Origin of the sequence: Leisingera sp. McT4-56 (assembly GCF_020514995.1) — a bacterium.
Lineage (GTDB): Bacteria > Pseudomonadota > Alphaproteobacteria > Rhodobacterales > Rhodobacteraceae > Leisingera > Leisingera aquaemixtae_A.
Window position 1 is genome coordinate 13,739 of the sequence record NZ_JAJALF010000008.1, and the last position, 20,508, is coordinate 34,246.

Below are 20,508 nucleotides of genomic sequence, written 5' to 3' on the forward strand. Positions count from 1 at the left end.
CTTTTCTAGCGCCGCCGCCCCACCTGGCGGCAGATCAGGATCACCGGCAGCAGCCCGACCGCCATGATCACCAGCGATGGCACCGCCGCCCCTTCCAGTCGCTCGTCCGCGGCCAGCCGGTGCGCCTGCACCGCCAGCGTGTCAAAGTTGAAGGGCCGCATGATCAGGGTCGCGGGCAGCTCCTTCATCACATCCACAAAGACGATCAGCAGCGCTGTCAGCAGGCTGGGAGTCAGGATCGGCAGATGCACCCGCCGCAGCATCCCCATCGGCCCCTGCCCCAGCGACCGCGCCGCCGCATCCATGTTCGAATGCATCGTCGCCTGGCCGCCCTCATAGGCCCCCAATGCGGCCGCCATGAACCGCACGCCGTAAGCCGCAACCAGCAGCCAGATCGAGCCTGTCACCAAGAGCCCGGTACGGATCCCGAAGGTCTCCCGCATCCAGGCATCCAGCGCGTTGTCAAAGGCCGCAAACGGCACGATCAGCCCGACCGCAATCACCCCACCCGGCACGGCATAGCCCAGCCTCGCGAAATAGGCCGCGGCAGCGGACACCCGCCCGGGCCGCAGCCGCTGGTAAAAGCCGAGGCACACCGCCGCCGCCACCGTCAGCACCGCCGCAGCTGCCGCCAGGGTGATCGAGTTGGCGGTGAAATCGATGTAGCGGCGGCTGAACAGGTTTTGCTCGGAATCAAAGCTCATCGCAAACAGCACCGCCACCGGCAGCAGGAACCCAAGCACCACCGGAACCGCGCAGAAGAAAACAGCCGCCGCCGCCTTGATCCCGCCCAGTTCGGCCGGCGCCATCTGGCTGTGATGCTTGCCCGCGTGGTGGTATTTCGCCCTTCCCCGCGTCGCCCGCTCCACCACCGCCAGCGTCAGCGCAAAGCCCAACAGGCACAGCGCCAGCTGCGCCGCGCCGCCGCGGTCGCCCAGCGAGAACCAGCTGGTGTAAATGCCGGTGGCAAAGGTCTGCACCCCGAAGTAGGAGACCGTGCCGAAATCGGCGATGGTCTCCATCACCGCCAGCAAGACGCCCGAGGCAATGGCCGGCCGCGCCATCGGCAGGCTGACCAGCCAGAACGCCTGCCAGGAATTCTTGCCGAGCGCCCGCGCCGCCAAAAACGCGCCTGCGCTCTGCTGCATGAAGGCGGCCCGCGCCAGCAGGTAGACATAGGGATAGAGAACCAGCACCAGCATCGCCGCCGCCCCGCCGGTGGAGCGGATCTCCGGGAACCAGTAATCGCGCGCGCCCCAGCCCGTCACCGCCCGCAGGCTGGCTTGCACAATCCCGGGATGGTCCAGAATATGGGTATAGGCATAGGCCAGCACATAGGCCGGAAAGGCCAGCGGCAGGACCAGCGCCACTTCCAGGAAGCGGACGCCGGGAAACCGGGTCATGGTCACCAGCCAGGCGGCACCGGTGCCGATGGCAAAAGTGCCAAGCGCCACCATTGCCACCAGCGCCAGGGTTGTGAGCGAGTACCCCGGCAGCACAGTCTCCGCCAGATGCCTGATGGTCTCCGTGCCGCCAAACGCCGCTGCCAGCGCTACCGCAACCATCGGCAGCAGGCAGGACAGCGCCACCAGCCAAGCCAGCACGGCAAAGGCGCTGCCGCCGCCCTTGCCGCCGCGGCGGCGGCCATGCGGAGCGTATTCTATGGGGTCATTTGCAGCAGTCATTTTTGCAGCAGCACGGATCCGGCGGAAGTTTCACACCGCCCTATTTCGACTATTCCAGTCAGAAATTCCAGCCGGAAAGCGCGGCGCACGCCATACGGTCTTCAGAAAAGAGAAACGGGCGCCTGGCTGCGGCGCCCGTTGTCCTGTTTCAGCAGCAGCGTCAGTCGTACGTCCGCTGGTCCTCGATCACCAGCCCGTCCTTCGGCAGCGCATCCGGCGCCACCACCTCGACCTTGCCCTTGAGCTTCAGCACCTCAACCACAGAACGGGCAAAGGCTGCCTCGTCGCCGCCCTTGGCCTCGATCTGCACGGTCATCGCGTCCATCTCGCCATCGCGGCTGGCAATGACCCGGGCCTTGACGATTTCGTCATGCTTCTCGACCAGCGCGGCCACCTGCTCGGGGCGCACGAACATGCCCTTGATCTTGGTGGTCTGATCGGCCCGGCCCATCCACCCCTTGATCCGAATGTTGGTGCGGCCGCAGGGCGAAACACCTGGCATCACCGCCGACAGATCGCCGGTGGCAAAGCGGATCAGCGGGTAATCCGGGTTGAGCGTGGTCACCACAACTTCGCCCACCTCGCCAGGGCTGACAGGGTTGCCGGTGCCGGGGGTGACGATTTCAACGATCACATGCTCGTCGACAATCATGCCCTCCATCGCAGGGCTTTCATAAGCGATATTGCCCAGATCGGCAGTGGCATAGCACTGCAGGCAGGATATTCCGCGGTCGGCATACTCCTGGCGCAAGCTGGGGAACAGCGCACCGCCGCCTACCGCGGCCTTCGAGAACATCAGCTCCACGCCCATCGCATCCGCCTTGTCCAGGATCACCTTCAGGTAATCCGGCGTCCCTGCGTAGGCCGTGGCGCCCACATCGCGGGCGGCAGTCACCTGCAGCTCGGTCTGTCCGGTGCCTGCCGGCAGCACCGCGGCACCCACCGCCCGCGCGCCGTTTTCAAAGATCATGCCGGCAGGCGTCAGATGATAGCCAAAGCAGTTCTGCACCACATCGCCCGCGCCGATCCCGGCAGCATGCAGGAACCGCCCCATGCGCCACCAGTCGCCGTCCACCCCGCCCGGCTCATAAATCGGGCCGGGGCTCTGGAAAATATGGGCAAAGCCGGTTGCAGGCTTGACGGTGAACCCGCCAAAGGGCGGATGCGCGGCCTGGGCGCGGCTCAATTCGGATTTGCGCAGCACCGGCAGCGCCGCCAGCGCCTCGACCGATGCAACGGCCCCGGGGTCTACGCCGTCCAGCATCCCGGCGTAGCCGGGGGCGGATTTGGCGCGGGCGATCTGCTCCGGCAGCGCCTTGGCCAGATCGGCAGCGCGTTCGTCGCTGCTGCGGGTTTCAAGCGTGTCAAAATTGCTCATCACGTCATCTCCCCGCATCAGCTCAGCCACCTCTTGCGGCGGCGGTAGGACCGCACGTCGCGGAAGCTCTTGCGCCCTTCATCCGACATGCCAAGGTAAAATTCCTTCACATCCGGGTTCTCCCGCAGCTCCGCTGCAGGCCCGTCCATCACCACCCGGCCGGATTCCAGGATATAGCCGTAGTGCGCGTACCGCAGGGCGACATTGGTGTTCTGCTCCGCCAGGAGGAATGTCACGCCCTCATTCTCGTTCACCGCTTTCACGATCTCAAAGATCTGCTCCACCAGCTGCGGCGCCAGCCCCATCGAAGGCTCATCCAGCAAGATCGTCTCCGGCCGCGACATCAGCGCACGGCCCATCGCTACCATCTGCTGCTCGCCGCCCGAGGTATAGCCCGCCTGGCTCTTGCGGCGCTCCTTGAGGCGCGGGAAATAGTGGTAGACCATCTCCAGGTCTTTCTGAATGTCGGCGCCGCTGTCCCTGCGGGTATAGGCGCCGGTCAGCAGGTTCTCCTCAACCGTCAGGTGTTCAAAGCAGTGGCGGCCTTCCATCACCTGGATCACACCCTTCTTCACCAGCTCGGCCGGGTCCTGTTCGTGCACATGCTCACCGCGGTACTTGATCGAGCCCTTGGTGACTTCGCCGCGCTCCGAATGCAGCAGGTTCGACACGGCCTTCAGCGTCGTGGTCTTGCCAGCCCCGTTGCCGCCCAGCAAAGCAGTGATGCCGCCCTTGGGCACATTCAGGCTCACGCCCTTCAGGACGAGGATCACGTGATTGTAGATCACCTCGATATTGTTGACCTCCAGCAGGGTCTCGGCCTGCACCTCGGCGGTGTTCGCTGCATCCAGCATCAAAGCGTGTCCTCATGCCTGTCCCGGACCTTAAGCCGGGACCCCGTTCTTGTGGCGCGGCGGCTCCCCGCCGCACCGGTTGTTCCCGGCCCCGCCAAGGCAGGGCCGGTCAAAGCCCTTAGTTGCAGCGGGGCTCGATGTTGTTCTCGGACGCGTAGGCAGCCGAGTCCTCTTCGATCAGCTTGCCGATCACTTCGGTGTCAGACGGTTTGAAGTCCGAAATCAGCGACCAGGTCTTGCTGTCGGCATCCCACTGGGTCACGCCCACCAGGCCGGGGCCGCCGTGGTTTTCGCAGGAGACGTTGAAGGTCGGGCCGAAGTTCGGCATCCCCAGCGCTTCCATCTTGGCCTCGTCGATCACCAGCGCTTCCATGCCGTCGCGCATCATCGCCGCGGTGATGTCCGCAGTGCCGTGGATTTCCTGCGCGGTCTTGGCGGCCTCTGCTGCCAGCATCGCCGCGTACATGCCGCGGTTATAGAGCACGTTGCCAACCTGATCGCCGGCGCCTGCAGCCTTGCCCGCATCGACGACGTATTTCTGGATGTCGTCAAACACCGGGAAGTCGCGGCCAACGTTGTGGAAGGTCACCGCCTTGTAGCCATCTGCCTTGGCGCCTGCCGGCATCACGTCATGCTCGGCGCCAGACCACCACACGCCGATGAAATTCTCCATCGGGAAGCGGATGTTGGCGGCTTCCTGGATCGCCACCTGGTTCATCACGCCCCAGCCCCACATCACGACATAGTCGGGACGGTCGCGGCGGATCTGCAGCCACTGCGACTTCTGCTCCTGGCCCGGGTGATCGACCGGCAGGGCCACCAGCTCGAACCCGTGCTTCTTGGACAGCTCCTCCAAGGTGCGGATCGGCTCCTTGCCGTATGCCGAGTTGTGGTAGACCAGCGCAATCTTCTTGCCGCTCAGATCGCCGCCGTTTTCCTCCAGCAGGTAGTTCACCACGCCCGAGGCGCCGTTCCAGTAGTTGGCCGGGTAGTTGAACACATGGCTGAACACTTCGCCGTTGGCAGCCGAGGTGCGGCCATAGCCCATGGTGTGCAGCGGGATGTTGTCCGCGGTCACTTTGGGGATCAGCTGATAGGTGATGCCGGTGGACAGCGGCTGATAGATCAGCGCGCCCTGGCCCTTGGTCGATTCATAGCATTCCACACCCTTCTCGGTGTTATAGCCGGTCTCGCATTCGACCACCTTGGCCTTGACACCGCCGATGCCGCCGTCGCGTTCGTTCAGCAGGGTGAAATAGTCGTTGTAGCCGTCCGAGAACGGGATGCCGCCCGCCGCATAAGGCCCGGTGCGGTAGCTGAGGTCCGGGAACACCAGGTCCGCCATTGCCGGCCCGGCTGCCATCGCGGCGCCGAGCGCCAGAGTGGTCAGTGTCTTTTTCATCGGCTTAAATCCTCCCTTTGGTCTTATCCGATGGTTGTCTTCAAACGGGGGTGGTCTTGGTTTTCTCCCCGCCAGCTCTCAGGCCGCCCCCGCCTTAGTGCGGGAAGGGCCACAGTCTCAGTTTCTCCTTGGCGACCCGCCACAGCTGCGCCATGCCGTGCGGCTCAGCGATCAGGAAGACGATGATCAGCGCGCCCACGATCACCAGCTGGAAATGCGCCACGATATCGGTGGGCCAGTTCAGCAGGTCGACGCCGACCACCTTGAGGATCACCGGCAGCAGCACCAGGAAGGCCGCACCGGCAAAGGAGCCGAAGATCGAGCCCAGGCCGCCGAGGATCACCATGAACAGCACCAGGAACGACTTGCTGATGCCAAAGGCCTCGCCGACCTCGACCGCGCCCAGATAGACGGCAAAGAACAGCGCGCCGGAAATCCCGATGAAGAAACCCGACACCGCGAAGGCCGTCAGTTTCGCTTTCAGCGGGTTCACCCCGATGATCTCGGCGGCGATGTCCATGTCGCGGATTGCCATCCAGGTCCGGCCCACGGTGCCGCGGGTCAGGTTGCGGGCAATCAGCGCGCAGACAGTCAGGAAGATCAGGCAGAACAGATAGGTGGCCCAGGCCGGCGCGTTGGGGCCGGTGATGATGATGCCCAGCGTGTCGCGCTCCGGCGCGTTGATCTGGCCCGAGGCGGAGTAGTTGTAAAACCACGGAACACGGTTGAACAGCCACACCAGGAAGAACTGCGCCGCCAGCGTCGCCACCGCCAGGTAGAAACCCTTGATGCGCAGGGACGGCAAGCCGAACAGCACACAGACAAACGCGGTGATGCCGCCCGCCAGGATCACATGAATGAACATGCTGACTTCCGGGAAGGCGGTCATCAGCTTGTAGCAGGCATAGGCGCCCACCGCCATGAAGCCGCCGGTGCCGAGGCTGACCTGCCCGCAGTAGCCGACCAGGATGTTCAGCCCGATCGCCGCGATCGAATAGATCAGAAACGGCAGCAGGATCGCGTTGGCCCAGTAGTCATTGATCAGGAAAGGGATGATGCCGAACGCCACCGCCAGCACCGCATAGTAGCGGTAGCGGTCGAACTTGATCGGGAAGGTCTGGCTGTCATCGGCGTAGGAGACTTTGAAATCCCCGGCTTCACGGTAGAACATGTCTCAGATGCTCCCTTTCTGTTGCGCGTGGGCGGTGCTGCCTGCGCGGATACTGTTTTTGGTTGCGGCGGCGCTCATTCGATCTGCCCCCATTGGGCCTGCGCCGCGTCGCGCTGTGTGCGCGTCATCCGGTTCGAAGGTTTTGCATAGCCGCTGTGCTCGCTTCCGCGCACCAGCCGCAAATAGGCGATGATGCCGGTGATCAGCCCGGCTGAGGCCAGCAGCGCCGCGGTCACCACTTGGGTTTCGCTGTAGCTTTCCGCCGACAGCGCCAGGTAGCCGAAGGACCAGAATCCGGCCCAGGCAATCACGTTGATGACGGCGATCACCTTGGTCATGCTGCGCCCCCGGTGTTAACCAGTTTGGCAGATTTCCGGTCTTGGACACATTTTGCCCACTTCTTTGTGGAACCCTGTTCGCGGGTAGAGTGAGTGGAACCAATGACCGTGATTTTTGAGGAAATCCGGCGGCTGGAGGCCGCGCGGAAGAAGGGCGACATATCCGAGGCCGAATTTGCCAGGGCCAAGGGCCGGCTGCTGGAAACCGTGGAGGATGCAACCGTGCTGCCGCCGTTTGAGTTTGAGCCGCAGCGGCGGCGGGCCGCCAGTACCGGCCCCGGCCCCTGGGGCACCGTGCTGATCGGCATCTGCATGGCAGGCCTGCTGACCTTCCTGGCCGGGCAGCTGATCGGCAACATCACCATCGCCTTCACCCTGGTTGCCACGGTCTGCGCCGCCATCGTGATCGCCGCATTCCGCCGGCTGGAGGGCTGAGTTCGCCGGGAGCAGATCATATGAGCCTCAGACCCGTTCAATGATCTTCTCCCCGAACAAGCCTTGCGGGCGGAACACCAGGAACAGGAGCGCCAGCACATAGGCAAACCAGTTCTCGGTCGCGCCGCCCACCAGCGGGCCGACCGCGAATTCGAACAGTTTTTCGCCCACACCGATGATCAGACCGCCCACGATGGCGCCCGGGATCGAGGTGAAGCCGCCCAGCATCAGGACCGGCAGCGCCTTCAGCGCGATCAGCGACAAAGAGAACTGCACGCCGGATTTGGTGCCCCAGACGATGCCCGCGACCAGCGCCACGAAACCGGCAACCGACCACACCAGAACCCAGATGAAGTTCAGCGAGATGCCGACCGACAGGGCCGCCTGGTGGTCATCCGCCACCGCGCGCATTGCCCGGCCCTGCTTGGTGTACTGGCTGAAGGCCACCAGCCCCGCCACCAGAAGCGCTGCAATCACTGTCGCCACAATATCCAGATTGTCGATAAAGAAGCCGTAGCCGAAGATGTTGAACGTAGTTTCATCGATCCACAGGTTGATGCCCTGCGGCAGACCCACGTCCAGTGTCTTGATCTCAGAGCCCCACATCAGGTCGGCGACGCCTTCCAGGAAGTAAGCCAGACCGATGGTGGCCATGAACAGGATGATCGGCTCCTGTCCCACCAGATGTTTCATCACCAGGACCTGCACCAGCCAGGCCAGCAGCACCATCACTCCGACAGTCAGCGCAATCGCCAGTGCCCCCGGAACGTTCCATCCGAAATGGGTGATGTGGCCGCCAAAGACCGCATTGATCAGATGCGAGAACGGCACCTGACCCTGCATGATCCCCACCAGCGTCATCGCCGCAAACAGTGCCAGAACCCCTTGAGCATAGTTGAAGATGCCGGAGGCCTTGTAGATCAGGACAAACCCCAGCGCGACCAGCGCATAGAGAACGCCCGCCATCAGGCCGTTCAGCGTCACTTCCATCGCAAAGACGAGTTGTTCAGGCATTAGAGGCTCTCCTCGGAATTCTGCGCCGCGGCGGTGCACAGGCGGTGCACAGGGGGTGTACGGGTGTCACCCAGCAGGCGACGGGTGTTGCTGCGTTGCAACTCAGTCATGGCTGACCCCCAGGTAGGCGTCGATCACATCCTGGTTATTGCGCACCTCATCCGGGGTGCCGTCACCGATCTTCTTGCCGTAATCCATCACCACGACCCGGTCGGACAGATCCATCACCACGCCCATGTCGTGCTCGATCAGCGCAATGGTGGTGCCGAATTCATCATTTACATCCAGGATGAAGCGGGACATGTCCTCCTTCTCCTCGACGTTCATGCCGGCCATCGGCTCATCCAGCAGCAGCAGCTTCGGCTCCGCCGCCAGCGCGCGCGCCAGTTCGACCCGTTTCTTCAGGCCGTAGGGCAGCCGCGCAACGGGCGTCTTGCGGATGTGCTGAATCTCCAGAAAGTCGATGACCTTCTCCACCACTTCGCGGTTCTCGGTCTCTTCAGCCTCTGCCTTACCCTTCCACAATGCCTGCGAAAACAGGCCTGTTTTCATATAGTTAAGCCGTCCTGTCATGACGTTGTCCAACACGCTCATGCCTTCGAACAGCGCGATGTTCTGGAAGGTGCGGGCGATGCCCTGGCGCGCCACCTCATAGGGGCGCATCGGCGGGCGGCGTTTGCCGTGGAACAGCACTTCGCCTTCCTGCGGCACATAGAAGCCAGAGATCACGTTCAGCATCGAGGACTTGCCGGCACCGTTCGGGCCGATGATCGCGCGGATCTCGCCTTCGCGGATGTCAAACGAGATGTCCTGGATCGCCACCACACCACCGAACCGCAGGGTGATGTTCTTCATCTCCATCACCACACCGCCGATGGTGCGGCCGTCGTCCGTGACGTAGCTTACGGAATTGTCAAGCATAACAACGGCCTCCATATTTTTGCCGCATAGAAATTTTAAGATTTCCATGCGATACTTGTTCAAAACGAGCAGCAAGGAGATCGAAGTTATGTTCGGCGAACTTGAGCATTCCTGCCTTCTGAAGATGGCGCTTGAATGCAAGCAGATGGGCCTCAGCCAATCCGAAAGCCTGGCCTCCATCATTGAGCAGACACACGGGTTCAGCTCCCCCTTCAAGATCCAGCAGGTGGTCAACACGGCCTTCAATCCCGGCCTCAACCCCGACCTGATCTGAGGACCTTCCGGCCTGCCCGGCACGGGGCGGGAAATTTTCCGGCGAAATGTGCATCATTCCGCGGCCACCTTGTGAACAGCCCCCGGCTTCACGTCCGCGTCGACAATGGTCAGCGTAGCCTTGATGGAACCCTTGCGGCCGTCCTCATAAGTTACTTCCGTCACCGTCGAGACCTTTTCCGAGCCGTCATAAAGCGCGGTAATGATATCGTCGAACTTCTCCTCCACGATGCGGCGGCGCACCTTGCGGGTACGGGTCATTTCACCGTCATCGGCATCCAGTTCCTTATGCAGCACAACAAAGCGGTGCACCTGGCAGCCCGACAGCATCGGGTCCTCGGCCACTGATTTGTTCACCGCACTCACATGCGAGCGGATGGTCTCCAGAACCTTAGGATGGCCTGCCAGTTCCTGGTAAGAGGCATAGGCAATGTTGTTGCGTTCGGCCCAGTTGCCAACCGCCGTCAGGTCGATGTTGATAAAGGCGACGCATCGGTCGCGGCCATTGCCGAACAGAACCGCTTCCAGAATGTCCGGATAGAACTTCAGCTTGTTTTCCACATACTTGGGCGCAAACATGCTGCCGTCGGCCATCTTGCCCACGTCCTTGGCACGGTCGATGATCCGCAGATGGCCGGAGCCTTCCTCGAAGAAGCCCGCGTCGCCAGTGGCCACCCAGCCTTCCGGATCCTTGGTTGAGGCGGTGGATTCCGGATTGTTGAAGTATTCCACAAAGGTGCCGGGCGAGCGGTAGTGGATCTCGCCGCTGTCGTCGATCTTAATCTCCACTTCAGGCGCCGGCACGCCAACAGTGTCGGCACGCACCTCGCCGTCGGGCTGCACTGTGATGAACACGGTGGCCTCGGTCTGGCCGTAAAGCTGTTTCAGGTTGATGCCCAGCGAACGGTAGAAATCGAAGATCTCCGGCCCGATCGCCTCCCCCGCGGTGTACCCCACACGGATGCGGCCATAGCCCAGTGTGTCCTTCAGCGGACCGTAGACCAGCACATTGCCCAGCGCGTATTTCAGCCGGTCCATCAGCCCCACAGGGCGGCCGTCCAGGATGTCGCCGCCAACCTTCTTCGCGTGCGCCAGGAAATGGTGGAACATCTTGCGCTTCAGGGCGCCTGCGTCCTCCATCCGGATCATCACATTGGTCAGCTGGCCTTCGAACACCCGCGGCGGCGCGAAGAAATAGGTCGGGCCGATTTCGCGCAGGTCGGTCATCATGGTGTCCTGGCTTTCAGGGCAGTTCACGCAGAAGCCGCACCAGTAGGCCTGGCCGATCGAGAAGATGAAGTCGCCCACCCAAGCCATCGGCAAGTAGGACAGGATGTTTTCGCCTTGGGTCAAATGGTCGAACTCGGCCGAGTTCTTGGCGCTCTGAATCACGTTGCGGTTCGACAGCACCACGCCCTTGGGCTTGCCGGTGGTGCCGGAGGTGTAGAGCATCACACAGGTGCTGTCGTAGTCCAGCTTGGACTGACGCTTGTTCAGCTCGCCGATCAGCTCGTCATGGGCCGCCCGGCCCTGATCCTGGATATGGCTGAACTGGTGCAACTGAGTGTGGTCGTATTTCCGCATGCCGCGCGGGTCGAGATAGATCATATGCTCGAACTGATGCAGCTGATCCTGAATCTCGATCACCTTGTCGGCCTGCTCCTGATCGCCCACGATCACAAAGCGCGCACCGCAATGGCCCAGCACATAGGCCATCTCCTCGGCCACCGCATCCTGATAGAGCGGGACCGGGACCGCGCCCACAGCCTGCGCGGCAACCATCGACCAGTACAGGTAAGGACGGTTGCGGCCGATGATGGCGACGAAGTCGCCCTCATTCACGCCAAGGTTGATGAGGCCAAGCGCCAGCGCCTCGATTTCCTTTGCCGTCTCGGCCCAGGTCCAGCATTGCCAAATGCCGAATTCCTTTTCCCGGTAGGCCGGCGCGTCCGCGAATTGCGCCGCATTGCGTTGAAGCAGCGCCGGCAGGGATTGCATCCCTTCGGCGCCCGTCTGCATCTGAGCCAACTTTCTCTCCTCCCTTTCCGGCGTTGCTGCCGGACTGGCCGCTACCCGCGGCTCTGGCCCCGATTAGGGACAGCCGCAGAGTAACCCGTCAACTTTTTCCTGATGTTTTCCCAAATCTTACCAATTGTAACAGCCCAATCTCCCTTGTTTTACGGGCTGTTACGCCTGCCATTGACTGCCTGCTTCTGGAAATCCTGCCACGGCTGAGCAAAGGCCCCGGCGCATTTGCGCGGGATGCGCACAACGGGGTGGTGTTTCGAATCGGACTGCCGCTGACAATTTCGGAAACTCCAAATCCGCCGGTTCCCAAACCGGCTGCTGCACCAGCGGCCACCCGGCAATCAGGAGGCGACCGCCGCCGTGGCGCGGCAGCACGCCTTCGCCCCGCGGCCGAATGGCAATTTGCCCCGCACCCGCCGCAATGCTAGCCATGAAACCGGGGGAGAAACGATGAACCGGACCAGCAAACAACACGCCGCAATGACAACCGCCGGGCTGAATCTCATCGCCCAGGCGCTATCAATCTATGACAACGACCTGCGGCTGGCGGTCTGCAACCGGCGCTTCCAGGAGATGTTCTCTCTGCCCGACCACCTCGTGCAGCCCGGCGCGTCCTTTGCCGAAACCATCCGCTACCTGGCCGAGGCCGGCGAATACGCCCCGGAGACCGATATCGAGGACATCGTGCGCAGCCGGGTAGAGCAGGCGCTGGACTTTGTGCCCCACTATCTGGAGCGCGAACGCCCCAACGGGCAGACAATCTCCATCGAGGGTTCACCGCTGCCCCAAGGCGGCTGGGTCACCGTCTATACCGACATTTCCCGCGCCAAGCGGGCCGAGCAGCTCTTGCGCGCCCGGTCCGAGGAGCTGTCGGAGAAGCTGATTGCCCATACAGAGGAGCTTTCTGCCGCCAACCGGCAGCTTGAGGCCACCAATACCGCGCTGGAAGAAGCCAAGCGCCAACTGACGGAAATCGAAGGCCGGACCCGCCTGACAACAGAGATGATGCCCGCCCATATCGCCCATGTGGATGCAGACGGGCATTACACCTATACCAACCGCCGCCTAAGCGCGGTGTTTCCCGGCCGGCCGTCAGAAATCCTGGGAATGCATATCTCAGAAGCGCTGGGTGAGGCCGCCTTTGAACGGATCGAGCCGCATCTTTTAGCCGCCTACAAGGGCAGCAGCCCGGTGTTCGAGTTCACCGAAAGCCACGGCAGCCGCCGGATCCGGGTTGCCTTCACCCCGGATCAGCACGGCGGCGTCTATATCCTGTCAATGGATGTGACCGAGGAAACCCAGGCCCGTGTCGCCCTGCAGCAGGCGCGCCGCCGCGAGATGGCCGCGCAAATGACCAGCGGCCTGGCGCATGATTTCTCCAACCTGCTGACCATCATTCTGGGCATGCAGGGCAAGCTGGAAAAAATGGGGCTGGGCGGCGAGGCCGCAGACCTGGTGCAGGGCACGCTGTTGGCGGCCCGGCGCGGCGGGCGGCTGTTAAACCGGATTGCCGAAATGACCAGCCAGCGCACCCTGCGCCCGCAAGCCACCGACATGCACGCGTTGCTGGACGAACTGAAGGTGCTTGCCTCGCCTTCTCTGCCGCAGGGGGTGGGTCTCAGCATTCTCGACAACCTGCCTGACCAGGTGCTGCTGCTGGACGCGGGCAAGCTGCAGGATGCGCTGTTAAACCTGATCCTGAACGCCCGCGACGCCTGCAGCACATCCGGCCAGATAACCGTCAGCGCCCATGCGGTGGGCCAGACGTGGGTGGAAATCACCGTCACCGACACGGGCCCGGGTTTCTCGCCCGAGGCGCTGGAAAAGGCGCTGAACCCGTTCTTCACCACCAAGGGCAGCGAGGGCTCCGGCCTTGGCCTGCCGATGGTTTATGACATGGCCAAGCTGGCCGGCGGCGACATGCGGATCGGCAATGGCATGTCCGGCGCGTCCATCACCCTTCGCCTGCCCTACCGCCCGGCGCCGGATGCGGGCGGCGGCATGGCGCTGCTGGTCGAGGACAGCGAGGAGCTGCGCGCCGCCTTCCGCGACATGCTGATCGATCTTGGCTATTCGGTGATCGAAGCCGCCAGCGTGGACGAGGCCTGTGCGCTGACCGCCGACCTGCCGGACATCGCGCTGGTGCTGTCGGACATCAAGCTGGAGGGCACCGCCACCGGCATCGACCTTGCCACCCGGCTGGACGGATCCGGCCTGCCCTGCATCCTGATGACCTCGCTGCCAGTCAGCGATCCGCTGTTTCGCAAGGCATTGAAATGCGGCCCTGTTTTGCGCAAACCTTTTACCATCCATCAGCTGTCTGAGCTGATCAATCCGGAGCTTGCCGCATGACATCGCCCCTGGTCACAATCCTGGATGACGAACCGGAAATCCGGCAGATCCTGACCGACACTTTGGAGGATGCAGGTTTCCGCACCCAGAGCTTTGCCCGCGCGCGTGAGTTCGAAGCGGCGCTGAACCGGGTGACGCCGGACGTCTGCCTGGTCGATCTGTCGCTGCCCGACACCGACGGATTGGCGCTGGTGCACCGGCTGGCGCTGGAACAGGGCGCTGCCGTCATCATCATTTCCGGCCGTGCGCAGGTCCAGGACCGCGTGACCGGGCTGGAACTTGGTGCCGACGATTACATCACCAAACCCTTTGACCCGGCAGAGGTGGTGGCCCGCGTCCGCGCCCGCCTCCGCAGCGGTCCCCGCACGACGGCCCCCGCCAGCAATACCGCACGCTTTGCCGGCTGGACTGCTCATTTCGACCGCTATGTGCTGGAGGACGATCAAGGCGCCGAGACCCCGTTCTCCCACGCCGAGGGCGAGGTGCTGCGGCTGTTTCTGGACAGCCCCAAGCGGCTGATCTCCCGCGCCCAGATGCAGGAGATGCTTGGCGGTGCAGCTGGCGACAGCTTCGACCGGGCGATGGATGTGCGAATCTCGCGCCTGCGCACCAAGCTGCGCGAAGACCCCAAGAACCCGCGGCTGATCAAAACGATTTACGGCGCAGGCTATATCTTTCTGGGCGATGTGGACTGGACCTGACTCCTCCAGGTAGAAAACCACCCGCTGCGCGCTACGCTCAATCTGGTCAATCAGGAGGAGCGAAAGATGACGCAGCTGCAGTTTTTTACCGCCCTGTCCGGGCTTTGGGTGGCGCTGGCCTGGCTGCCCTATATCCTGGACCGGGTCATGGTCCGCGGGCTTATGGGGGCGATGGCCAACCCCGGCCCCAGCGACCTGCCGCAGTCTCTGTGGGCGCAGCGCGCGCACCGGGCGCATATCGTCGGCGTCGAGCTGTTTGCCGCCTTTGCGCCGCTCTCCATCCTGGCCATGCTGGTGCTGCCGGCAGAGGATCAGCCCGGCACCCTGGGTCTCACCTTCTTTTTTGGCATGGCCGCGCATTACGTAATCTATGCCATTGGCGTCCCGGTCCTGCGCACCTTGGCCTTTGCCTTGGCTGCGCTGTCAACCGCGCTTCTGGGACTCACCCTGATTGGTGCGATCTAGAGATTCTTGCCCGGACGAATCACTTGGCTTAGAATCAGCACATGGCCACCTGTCTGCTCTACCGCCAAGCCCCCTCGCGCCAGCCGCGGTTCTACCGCATTGAGTTGGCGATGAACCTGTTCTCCGAGGTGTCGGTGCTCAGGGAATGGGGCGTGGCCGGCGGCAACGGGCAAAGCGTCATCAATATTTACGGCAACCTCCGCGAAGCGTCGCTCGCCGCCGACAAGCACCGCAACCGGATGCTCAAGCGCGGCTACGGCCGGGCCTGACCCGCGCCGCGCCTGCGGCGCCCGGCCCAACTGATGCGGGCATTTTTCGATTGTCCGGGAACAGGCGGGAGTTCACCCGGCCAAGGCCCGGGCAGCGCGGTCCAGCACTTGCAGCCCAAGCACCAGATCCGCCTCGTCCGTATCCTCGTCAAAGGCATGGCTGATGCCGCCGATCGACGGCACGAACAGCATCCCTGCAGGCATCACAGTTGCCAAATTGGCCGCATCATGCAGCGCGCCGGAGGGCATCCTCTGCCACTTGCCGGGTGCCAGAGCCTGCGCCGCCTCGGCCAGTTCCGCTTGGAAACCCGCATCCATCGCCGCCGGTTCGATGCCCATCACCGGACCAAGCTGCACCGCTACACCGTGACCGGCAGCAATCTCCTGCGCGGTTTCCGCGATGATCTCCTCCATCCTTGCCAGCCGTCCGGCATCCGCATCCCGCCACTGCACGGAAAACTCCGCCCGCCCCGGCACAACAGAAGACGCGTTGGGGTGCAGCACCACATGGCCGATGGTCCAGACCGTGGCAGGTGCGACCACATTTTCGAACCGGCTGTTCAGCATCGTGTTGAAGGCCGACAAAGCCTGAAACGCGTCCCGGCGCAGATGCATCGGCGTGGTGCCTGCATGGTTCTGGCGGCCCTCAAAGGTGATCCGCATGTCGCGGATGCCGACGATATCCGTCACCACTCCAATCGCCAGACCGGTTTCTTCCAGATAGGGACCCTGCTCGATGTGCATTTCCAGAAAGCCGCTGAACCGGCCGTGCGGCAGAAAGTCCCCGGCCAGGTCCGCCATCCGTGCCCGCATTCCGGCAAGCGTATTGCCCTGAGTGTCAGAAAACCCGTCCGCCTCCTCAATCGCCAGCTTTCCGGTCCATACATCCGAACCGGTCAGCACCCCGAACCGCCCTTCCTCGTCCTGGAAACTGACGCAAGACACGGGCGGCCCGCCTGCCTCTCTGGCCGCCCTCGCGATCTCCAGCCCGGCGATCACACCCAGCGCTCCGTCCAGCCAGCCGCCCTCAGGCTGGCTGTCGCTATGGGAACCGACCAGCAGGCTGTTTTCCCCAGTAAGCCCGAACAGATTGCCGAGAGGGTCGAAATACGGTTCTAATCCAGCCTCTTGCATCCGGCCCGCCAGCCATTTGCGCGCCGCAATGTCGGCATCTGAGTAGGCCTGCCGTACCACACCCTTGCCCACGCCAGAGGCACCAAAGCTGCGCAGCTTGTGCAGGTCATCGAGAAAACGCTGAGGGTCGAGGGGCATGGCGGGTCTCCAAACTGACAGAGGCACATTGCGCCATGTTCCCGCAGCCCTCAACGAATTTGATCAGAGCAGCGCCAAGCCCGCCCTTCCCTCTGCCTGCAAGCTCCCCTAAGACTCCCCCGGTAACAACGGAGCCGCCTGTCCATGTCCCACATCACGCTGATCCGCCACGGCCAGGCCAACACCCAGGCCCGCGACGAGGAAAGCTATGACCGCCTCAGCGACTTGGGCCATCAGCAGGCGGCCTGGCTGGGAGACCACCTGCGGGCCAGCGGCAGCCATCATCCGCGCGTTTATTGCGGCACGCTCACGCGGCATATCGAGACCGCGGCCTCGATGGGGTTTGCGGATGCGGTGCAAGACCCCCGGCTGAACGAGATGGAGTATTTCACTCTCGCCGAGGCAATGCGCGATCAGCACGGGCTGCCAATTCCAGAGGAACGCGAGGGGTTTGTCGAGCATCTGCCACAGGTCTTTGCCGCCTGGGCCGCAGGCGACATCACAGACCCTTACGAGAGCTGGGAACACTTCGAAACCCGCACCCGCCAGGCGCTGGATGAGATCGCCGCAGGCGACGGCCCGGCCTTGGTGGTGACGTCCGGCGGGCTGATCTCGATGGCGCTGCGGCAGGCGATGGGGCTGGACACCGCGGGCATGGCCCGGATTGCCCTGGCGGTGATGAACACCTCCATGCACCGGCTGTTCCCCATCGGCGGCCACTGGAGCCCGGTTTTGTTCAATGCGGTGCCGCATCTGGAAGCGCCGGACCGGCATTTTGCCCAGACACATCTCTGAGACACGCACGGGAGGGACGACATGCAGCTCTACTACGCCCCAAATACCATTTCGGTGGCTGTCGCCATCGCGCTTGAGGAAGCCGGGATAGACTATGAGGCAGTGAAGATCGACTTTGCCGCCAAGGAACAGACCGGCGCGGCCTATGCCCAGATCAATCCCAAGGGCCGGGTGCCGGCGCTGGCGGTTGAGGGCGGCATCCTGACCGAGACCGGTGCGCTTCTGGAGTATATCGCCGACATGGCACCCGAAACGTCTTTGCGCCCGCAAGACCCGGTGCTGCTGGCCCGGATGCGGGAAGTGATGTTCTATCTCGCCTCCACCATGCATGTGAACCATGCTCACAAACTTCGCGGCGCCCGCTGGGCCAAGGAGCGCTCCAGCTGGAAGGACATGCAAAAGATGGTTCCGCAGACCATGACGGCCTGCTGCGAACACGTCAGCCAGTTCGGCCTGCGCGGCCCGTTTGTGCTGGGCGAAGACGTCAGCCTGGCCGACTGCTACCTTTATGTGGTTTGCACCTGGCTGAAAGGCGACGGGGTCAAGGTCGCGGACTTCCCGAAAATCCAGAACTTCATGACGGCAATGGAACAGCGCGACTCCGTGCGCGCGGTCTATGCCAAGGAAATGCTTTGAAGGACATGACAATGACGCATCTGTGGGTACGGGCGGAACAGCGCCCCAACGAAGAACGGGTTGGCCTGACCCCCGAAGGCGCCAAGGCAATGATGGCCGCGGGCATCAAGGTCACAGTCGAGGAAAGCTCAGTCCGGGCAATCCCGCTGCAGGGCTACATTGATGCAGGCTGCGACATCGCGCCGGAAAACTCCTGGCCAGAGGCGCCTGCCGAGGCGATCGTCTTCGGCCTCAAGGAACTGCCCGAGGACGGCACGCCGCTGCCGCACCGCCACATTATGTTCGGCCATGCCTTCAAGGGTCAGCACTCCGGCAAGGCGCTGCTGGAGCGGTTCAAGGCCGGCGGCGGCACGCTTTATGATCTGGAATACCTGGTCGACGAGACCGGCCGCCGGGTTGCCGCCTTTGGCTACTGGGCGGGCTATGCAGGCGCCGCGGTTACGCTGAAAGCCTGGGCAGCGCAGCAGCGCGGCGAGCTCTGCGGCCCGGTTGGCGTCTACGGCGGCAAAGACGCGCTACTGGCGGATCTGGGCGCCGAGCTGGATGCGCTGAACAGAGACCGCCCCACCGCCATCGTGATCGGCGCGCTTGGCCGCGTCGGCACCGGTGCTGCCGACCTCTGCGAGGCAATGGGCATCGCCGTCACCAAATGGGACATGGCGGAGACCGCCCACGGCGGCCCCTTCCCGGAAATCCTGGCGCACGACCTGTTCCTGAATTGCATCTTTGCACGTCCCGGCACCCCTGTCTTTGTCCCGCAAGAGGCGCTGACCGCGGACCGCAAGCTCACTGCCATTGGCGATGTCGCCTGCGATCCGGACAGCGACTACAACCCGGTGCCGGTCTACGACCGCGCCACCACCTGGGAGGCCCCCGCCCTGCGCGTCGCCGAAAACCCGGTGCTGGATGTGATGGCAATCGACAACCTGCCGTCAATGCTGCCGGTCGAAAGCTCCGAGGATTATGCGGCGCAGCTGCTGCCCTCGCTGCTGACGCTGGCCGACTTGGACAGCGGCGTCTGGGGCCGGGCCAAGGCCACATTCCAGGAGCACCTGCCGGAATGACCGCAACCTACATCGGATTTCTGGCAGCTCTTCTCGGCACCGTTTGCTGGCTGCCGCAGGCCTGGAAAGCCTGGGCAACGCGCGATACCGCCGGTCTGTCCCTGCCAGCCAACCTGATGTTTCTCGGAACCGTCAGCCTGTGGCTGATCTACGGACTGCTGGTGGGCGATGCGCCCATCATTCTTGCCAATGCCTGCTCCATCGTCATCGTTCTGGCGATCATCGGGGCAATCCTGAAATACAAGAAAGGGACTGACACATGACTATTCACTGGTGCGGCACCGGCCTGTCGGCAATCCCCGGCCTGCGCCGTCTGCTGGAAGCGGGCCACGACGTGGCGGTCTGGAACCGGACCACCGACAAGGCGCGCGAGGCCGTGGGCGACCTGACCACCAACATTCACGCGTTCAGCATCGCCAACCTGGGCCAGATGCTGAGCCCCAAGGACGTCATCGTGTCGATGCTGCCGGGCGACTGGCATGTGCCGCTGGCGGAACTGGCGATCGAGCGCGGCGCGCATTTCGTCTCCTCCTCCTACATCGCGCCGGAAATGCGCGCGCTGGACCAGAAGGCCAAGGACGCTGGCGTTTGCCTGATCAACGAGGTGGGTCTGGATCCGGGCATCGACCACCTGATGGCGCATGCGCTGGTGGCGGACTACAAGGCCTCCGGTGCCTTCGACCCGGCAAACGAGATCAGCTTCATCTCCTACTGCGGCGGCATCCCCAAGACCCCGAACCCGTTCCGCTACAAGTTCAGCTGGTCGCCCCTGGGCGTGCTGAAAGCGCTGCGTTCGCCGTCGAAGTCGATCCGCGACTTCAAGGAGCTCGACGTTGCCCGGCCGTGGGATGCGATCTCCTCCTACGAGGCTCCGCTGCCCGCGCCGGAAAGCTTCGAGGTCTACCCGAACCGCGACTCGATCCCCTTCATGTCCCAGTACGAATTCGGCGACGACTGGAAGGTCAAGGAATTCGTCCGCGGCACCCTGCGCCTCAACGGCTGGGCCGATGCCTGGGCGGATGTCTTCAAGGAGGTCGAAACCCTCTCCGGTCCAGAAGGCGACGCCCGCCTCAAGGAAATGTCGGATCAGTTCTGGGCCGAGAACGCCTATGACGAAGGCGAGCCGGACCGGGTGGTGCTGTGTGTCGGCCTGAAAGCCGAGAAAGACGGCGCCGAGGTCTGGCACAAGACATATGTGATGGACGCCTGGGGCGACGAGCGCGGCACCGCCATGGCGCGTCTGGTCTCGTATCCCGTGTCCTTCGCCATCGAGGCCGCCATGAACGGCAAGATCGCCGCCGGTGTGCACGCCGCGCCCAGCGACCCGGAACTGGTCGCAAAGTGGATGGGTGAGATCGGCAAGCTGGCCCAGCATCTCGAGATTGTCGACAGCAAGGCCTGACTGCGGGCTGAAAAACCAAGGGCGCCCGGTTGCGGCGCCCTTTTTCGTAGTGA

Annotated in this window: 21 protein-coding genes; 11 read left to right on the forward strand and 10 right to left on the reverse strand. The window is 63.4% G+C overall.

Annotation, left to right across the window (positions count from 1 at the left end):
• Positions 1-5 precede the first annotated feature (5 nt).
• From LHL23_RS10895 to LHL23_RS10920, 6 genes are all read right to left on the reverse strand, one after another.
• Positions 6-1,685, reverse strand: a complete 1,680-nt coding sequence (locus LHL23_RS10895; protein WP_226429885.1) for an ABC transporter permease — start codon at positions 1,683-1,685, stop codon at positions 6-8.
• 160 nt (positions 1,686-1,845) lie between these two features.
• Complete coding sequence (locus LHL23_RS10900; protein ID WP_226429886.1) at positions 1,846-3,063, reverse strand: phenylacetate--CoA ligase family protein; 1,218 nt, start codon at positions 3,061-3,063, stop codon at positions 1,846-1,848.
• 17 nt (positions 3,064-3,080) lie between these two features.
• Positions 3,081-3,917 (reverse strand): ABC transporter ATP-binding protein, encoded by an 837-nt coding sequence (locus tag LHL23_RS10905; protein ID WP_222477446.1) that lies wholly within the window; start codon positions 3,915-3,917, stop codon positions 3,081-3,083.
• Between the two features lie 118 nt (positions 3,918-4,035).
• Complete coding sequence (locus LHL23_RS10910) at positions 4,036-5,319, reverse strand: ABC transporter substrate-binding protein (RefSeq protein ID WP_222477444.1); 1,284 nt, start codon at positions 5,317-5,319, stop codon at positions 4,036-4,038.
• 94 nt (positions 5,320-5,413) lie between these two features.
• On the reverse strand, positions 5,414-6,490 hold the full coding sequence (locus LHL23_RS10915) for a branched-chain amino acid ABC transporter permease (protein ID WP_226429887.1): 1,077 nt from the start codon (positions 6,488-6,490) through the stop codon (positions 5,414-5,416).
• A gap of 74 nt (positions 6,491-6,564) precedes the next feature.
• Entirely contained in the window at positions 6,565-6,828 is a 264-nt protein-coding gene (locus LHL23_RS10920) for a hypothetical protein (RefSeq protein WP_222477440.1), read from the reverse strand.
• A gap of 102 nt (positions 6,829-6,930) precedes the next feature.
• Between LHL23_RS10920 and LHL23_RS10925 the strand changes: the two genes are divergently transcribed.
• Complete coding sequence (locus LHL23_RS10925; RefSeq protein ID WP_222477437.1) at positions 6,931-7,263, forward strand: SHOCT domain-containing protein; 333 nt, start codon at positions 6,931-6,933, stop codon at positions 7,261-7,263.
• 27 nt (positions 7,264-7,290) lie between these two features.
• On the opposite strand, the gene LHL23_RS10930 is transcribed toward LHL23_RS10925, so the two are convergent.
• On the reverse strand, positions 7,291-8,277 hold the full coding sequence (locus LHL23_RS10930; RefSeq protein ID WP_222477435.1) for a branched-chain amino acid ABC transporter permease: 987 nt from the start codon (positions 8,275-8,277) through the stop codon (positions 7,291-7,293).
• Positions 8,278-8,379: 102 nt separating this feature from the next.
• A complete protein-coding gene (locus LHL23_RS10935; RefSeq protein WP_222477433.1) occupies positions 8,380-9,198 on the reverse strand; it encodes an ABC transporter ATP-binding protein in 819 nt (272 codons plus the stop codon).
• Positions 9,199-9,286: 88 nt separating this feature from the next.
• Here LHL23_RS10935 and LHL23_RS10940 point away from each other — a divergent pair, with 88 nt between their 5' ends.
• Positions 9,287-9,472, forward strand: a complete 186-nt coding sequence (locus LHL23_RS10940) for a hypothetical protein (protein ID WP_222477431.1) — start codon at positions 9,287-9,289, stop codon at positions 9,470-9,472.
• A 53-nt stretch (positions 9,473-9,525) separates the two neighbouring features.
• On the opposite strand, the gene LHL23_RS10945 is transcribed toward LHL23_RS10940, so the two are convergent.
• Positions 9,526-11,490, reverse strand: a complete 1,965-nt coding sequence (locus LHL23_RS10945) for an AMP-binding protein (RefSeq protein WP_222477602.1) — start codon at positions 11,488-11,490, stop codon at positions 9,526-9,528.
• A gap of 459 nt (positions 11,491-11,949) precedes the next feature.
• On the opposite strand from LHL23_RS10945, the gene LHL23_RS10950 reads away from it, so the two are divergent.
• The 4 genes from LHL23_RS10950 (at position 11,950) to LHL23_RS10965 (ending at position 15,286) form a co-directional block, all read left to right on the forward strand.
• Positions 11,950-13,851 carry a hybrid sensor histidine kinase/response regulator gene (locus LHL23_RS10950; RefSeq protein WP_226429888.1) on the forward strand — a complete coding sequence of 634 codons (1,902 nt, stop codon included), beginning with the start codon at positions 11,950-11,952 and terminating at the stop codon, positions 13,849-13,851.
• Positions 13,848-14,552 carry a response regulator transcription factor gene (locus tag LHL23_RS10955; protein WP_226429889.1) on the forward strand — a complete coding sequence of 235 codons (705 nt, stop codon included), beginning with the start codon at positions 13,848-13,850 and terminating at the stop codon, positions 14,550-14,552. Before LHL23_RS10950 ends, LHL23_RS10955 begins: the two co-directional genes overlap by 4 nt.
• A 66-nt stretch (positions 14,553-14,618) precedes the next feature.
• The gene (locus LHL23_RS10960) at positions 14,619-15,017 is read left to right on the forward strand and encodes an MAPEG family protein (protein WP_222477419.1); all 399 of its coding nucleotides are present in this window, start codon (positions 14,619-14,621) and stop codon (positions 15,015-15,017) included.
• 41 nt (positions 15,018-15,058) lie between these two features.
• The gene (locus tag LHL23_RS10965; RefSeq protein WP_222477417.1) at positions 15,059-15,286 is read left to right on the forward strand and encodes a WGR domain-containing protein; all 228 of its coding nucleotides are present in this window, start codon (positions 15,059-15,061) and stop codon (positions 15,284-15,286) included.
• A gap of 72 nt (positions 15,287-15,358) precedes the next feature.
• Here the strand turns inward: LHL23_RS10965 and LHL23_RS10970 are convergent, their stop codons facing one another.
• Positions 15,359-16,558, reverse strand: a complete 1,200-nt coding sequence (locus LHL23_RS10970; RefSeq protein ID WP_226429890.1) for a hydantoinase/carbamoylase family amidase — start codon at positions 16,556-16,558, stop codon at positions 15,359-15,361.
• Positions 16,559-16,702: 144 nt separating this feature from the next.
• Between LHL23_RS10970 and LHL23_RS10975 the strand changes: the two genes are divergently transcribed.
• Genes LHL23_RS10975 through LHL23_RS10995 form a run of 5 tightly spaced genes read left to right on the forward strand, consistent with a single transcriptional unit; the run spans position 16,703 to position 20,455 of the window.
• Complete coding sequence (locus LHL23_RS10975; RefSeq protein ID WP_226429891.1) at positions 16,703-17,353, forward strand: histidine phosphatase family protein; 651 nt, start codon at positions 16,703-16,705, stop codon at positions 17,351-17,353.
• 21 nt (positions 17,354-17,374) lie between these two features.
• Positions 17,375-17,989, forward strand: coding sequence for a glutathione S-transferase family protein (locus tag LHL23_RS10980; RefSeq protein ID WP_226429892.1), 615 nt, complete (start codon positions 17,375-17,377; stop codon positions 17,987-17,989).
• Between the two features lie 11 nt (positions 17,990-18,000).
• Positions 18,001-19,053: a saccharopine dehydrogenase gene (locus LHL23_RS10985; protein WP_226429893.1), complete on the forward strand. Its 1,053-nt coding sequence runs from the start codon at positions 18,001-18,003 to the stop codon at positions 19,051-19,053.
• Positions 19,050-19,316 (forward strand): SemiSWEET family sugar transporter, encoded by a 267-nt coding sequence (locus LHL23_RS10990; RefSeq protein WP_226429894.1) that lies wholly within the window; start codon positions 19,050-19,052, stop codon positions 19,314-19,316. Before LHL23_RS10985 ends, LHL23_RS10990 begins: the two co-directional genes overlap by 4 nt.
• Positions 19,313-20,455 carry a saccharopine dehydrogenase family protein gene (locus tag LHL23_RS10995; RefSeq protein ID WP_226429895.1) on the forward strand — a complete coding sequence of 381 codons (1,143 nt, stop codon included), beginning with the start codon at positions 19,313-19,315 and terminating at the stop codon, positions 20,453-20,455. The genes LHL23_RS10990 and LHL23_RS10995 overlap by 4 nt, the downstream gene beginning before the upstream one ends.
• Positions 20,456-20,508: the final 53 nt, after the last annotated feature.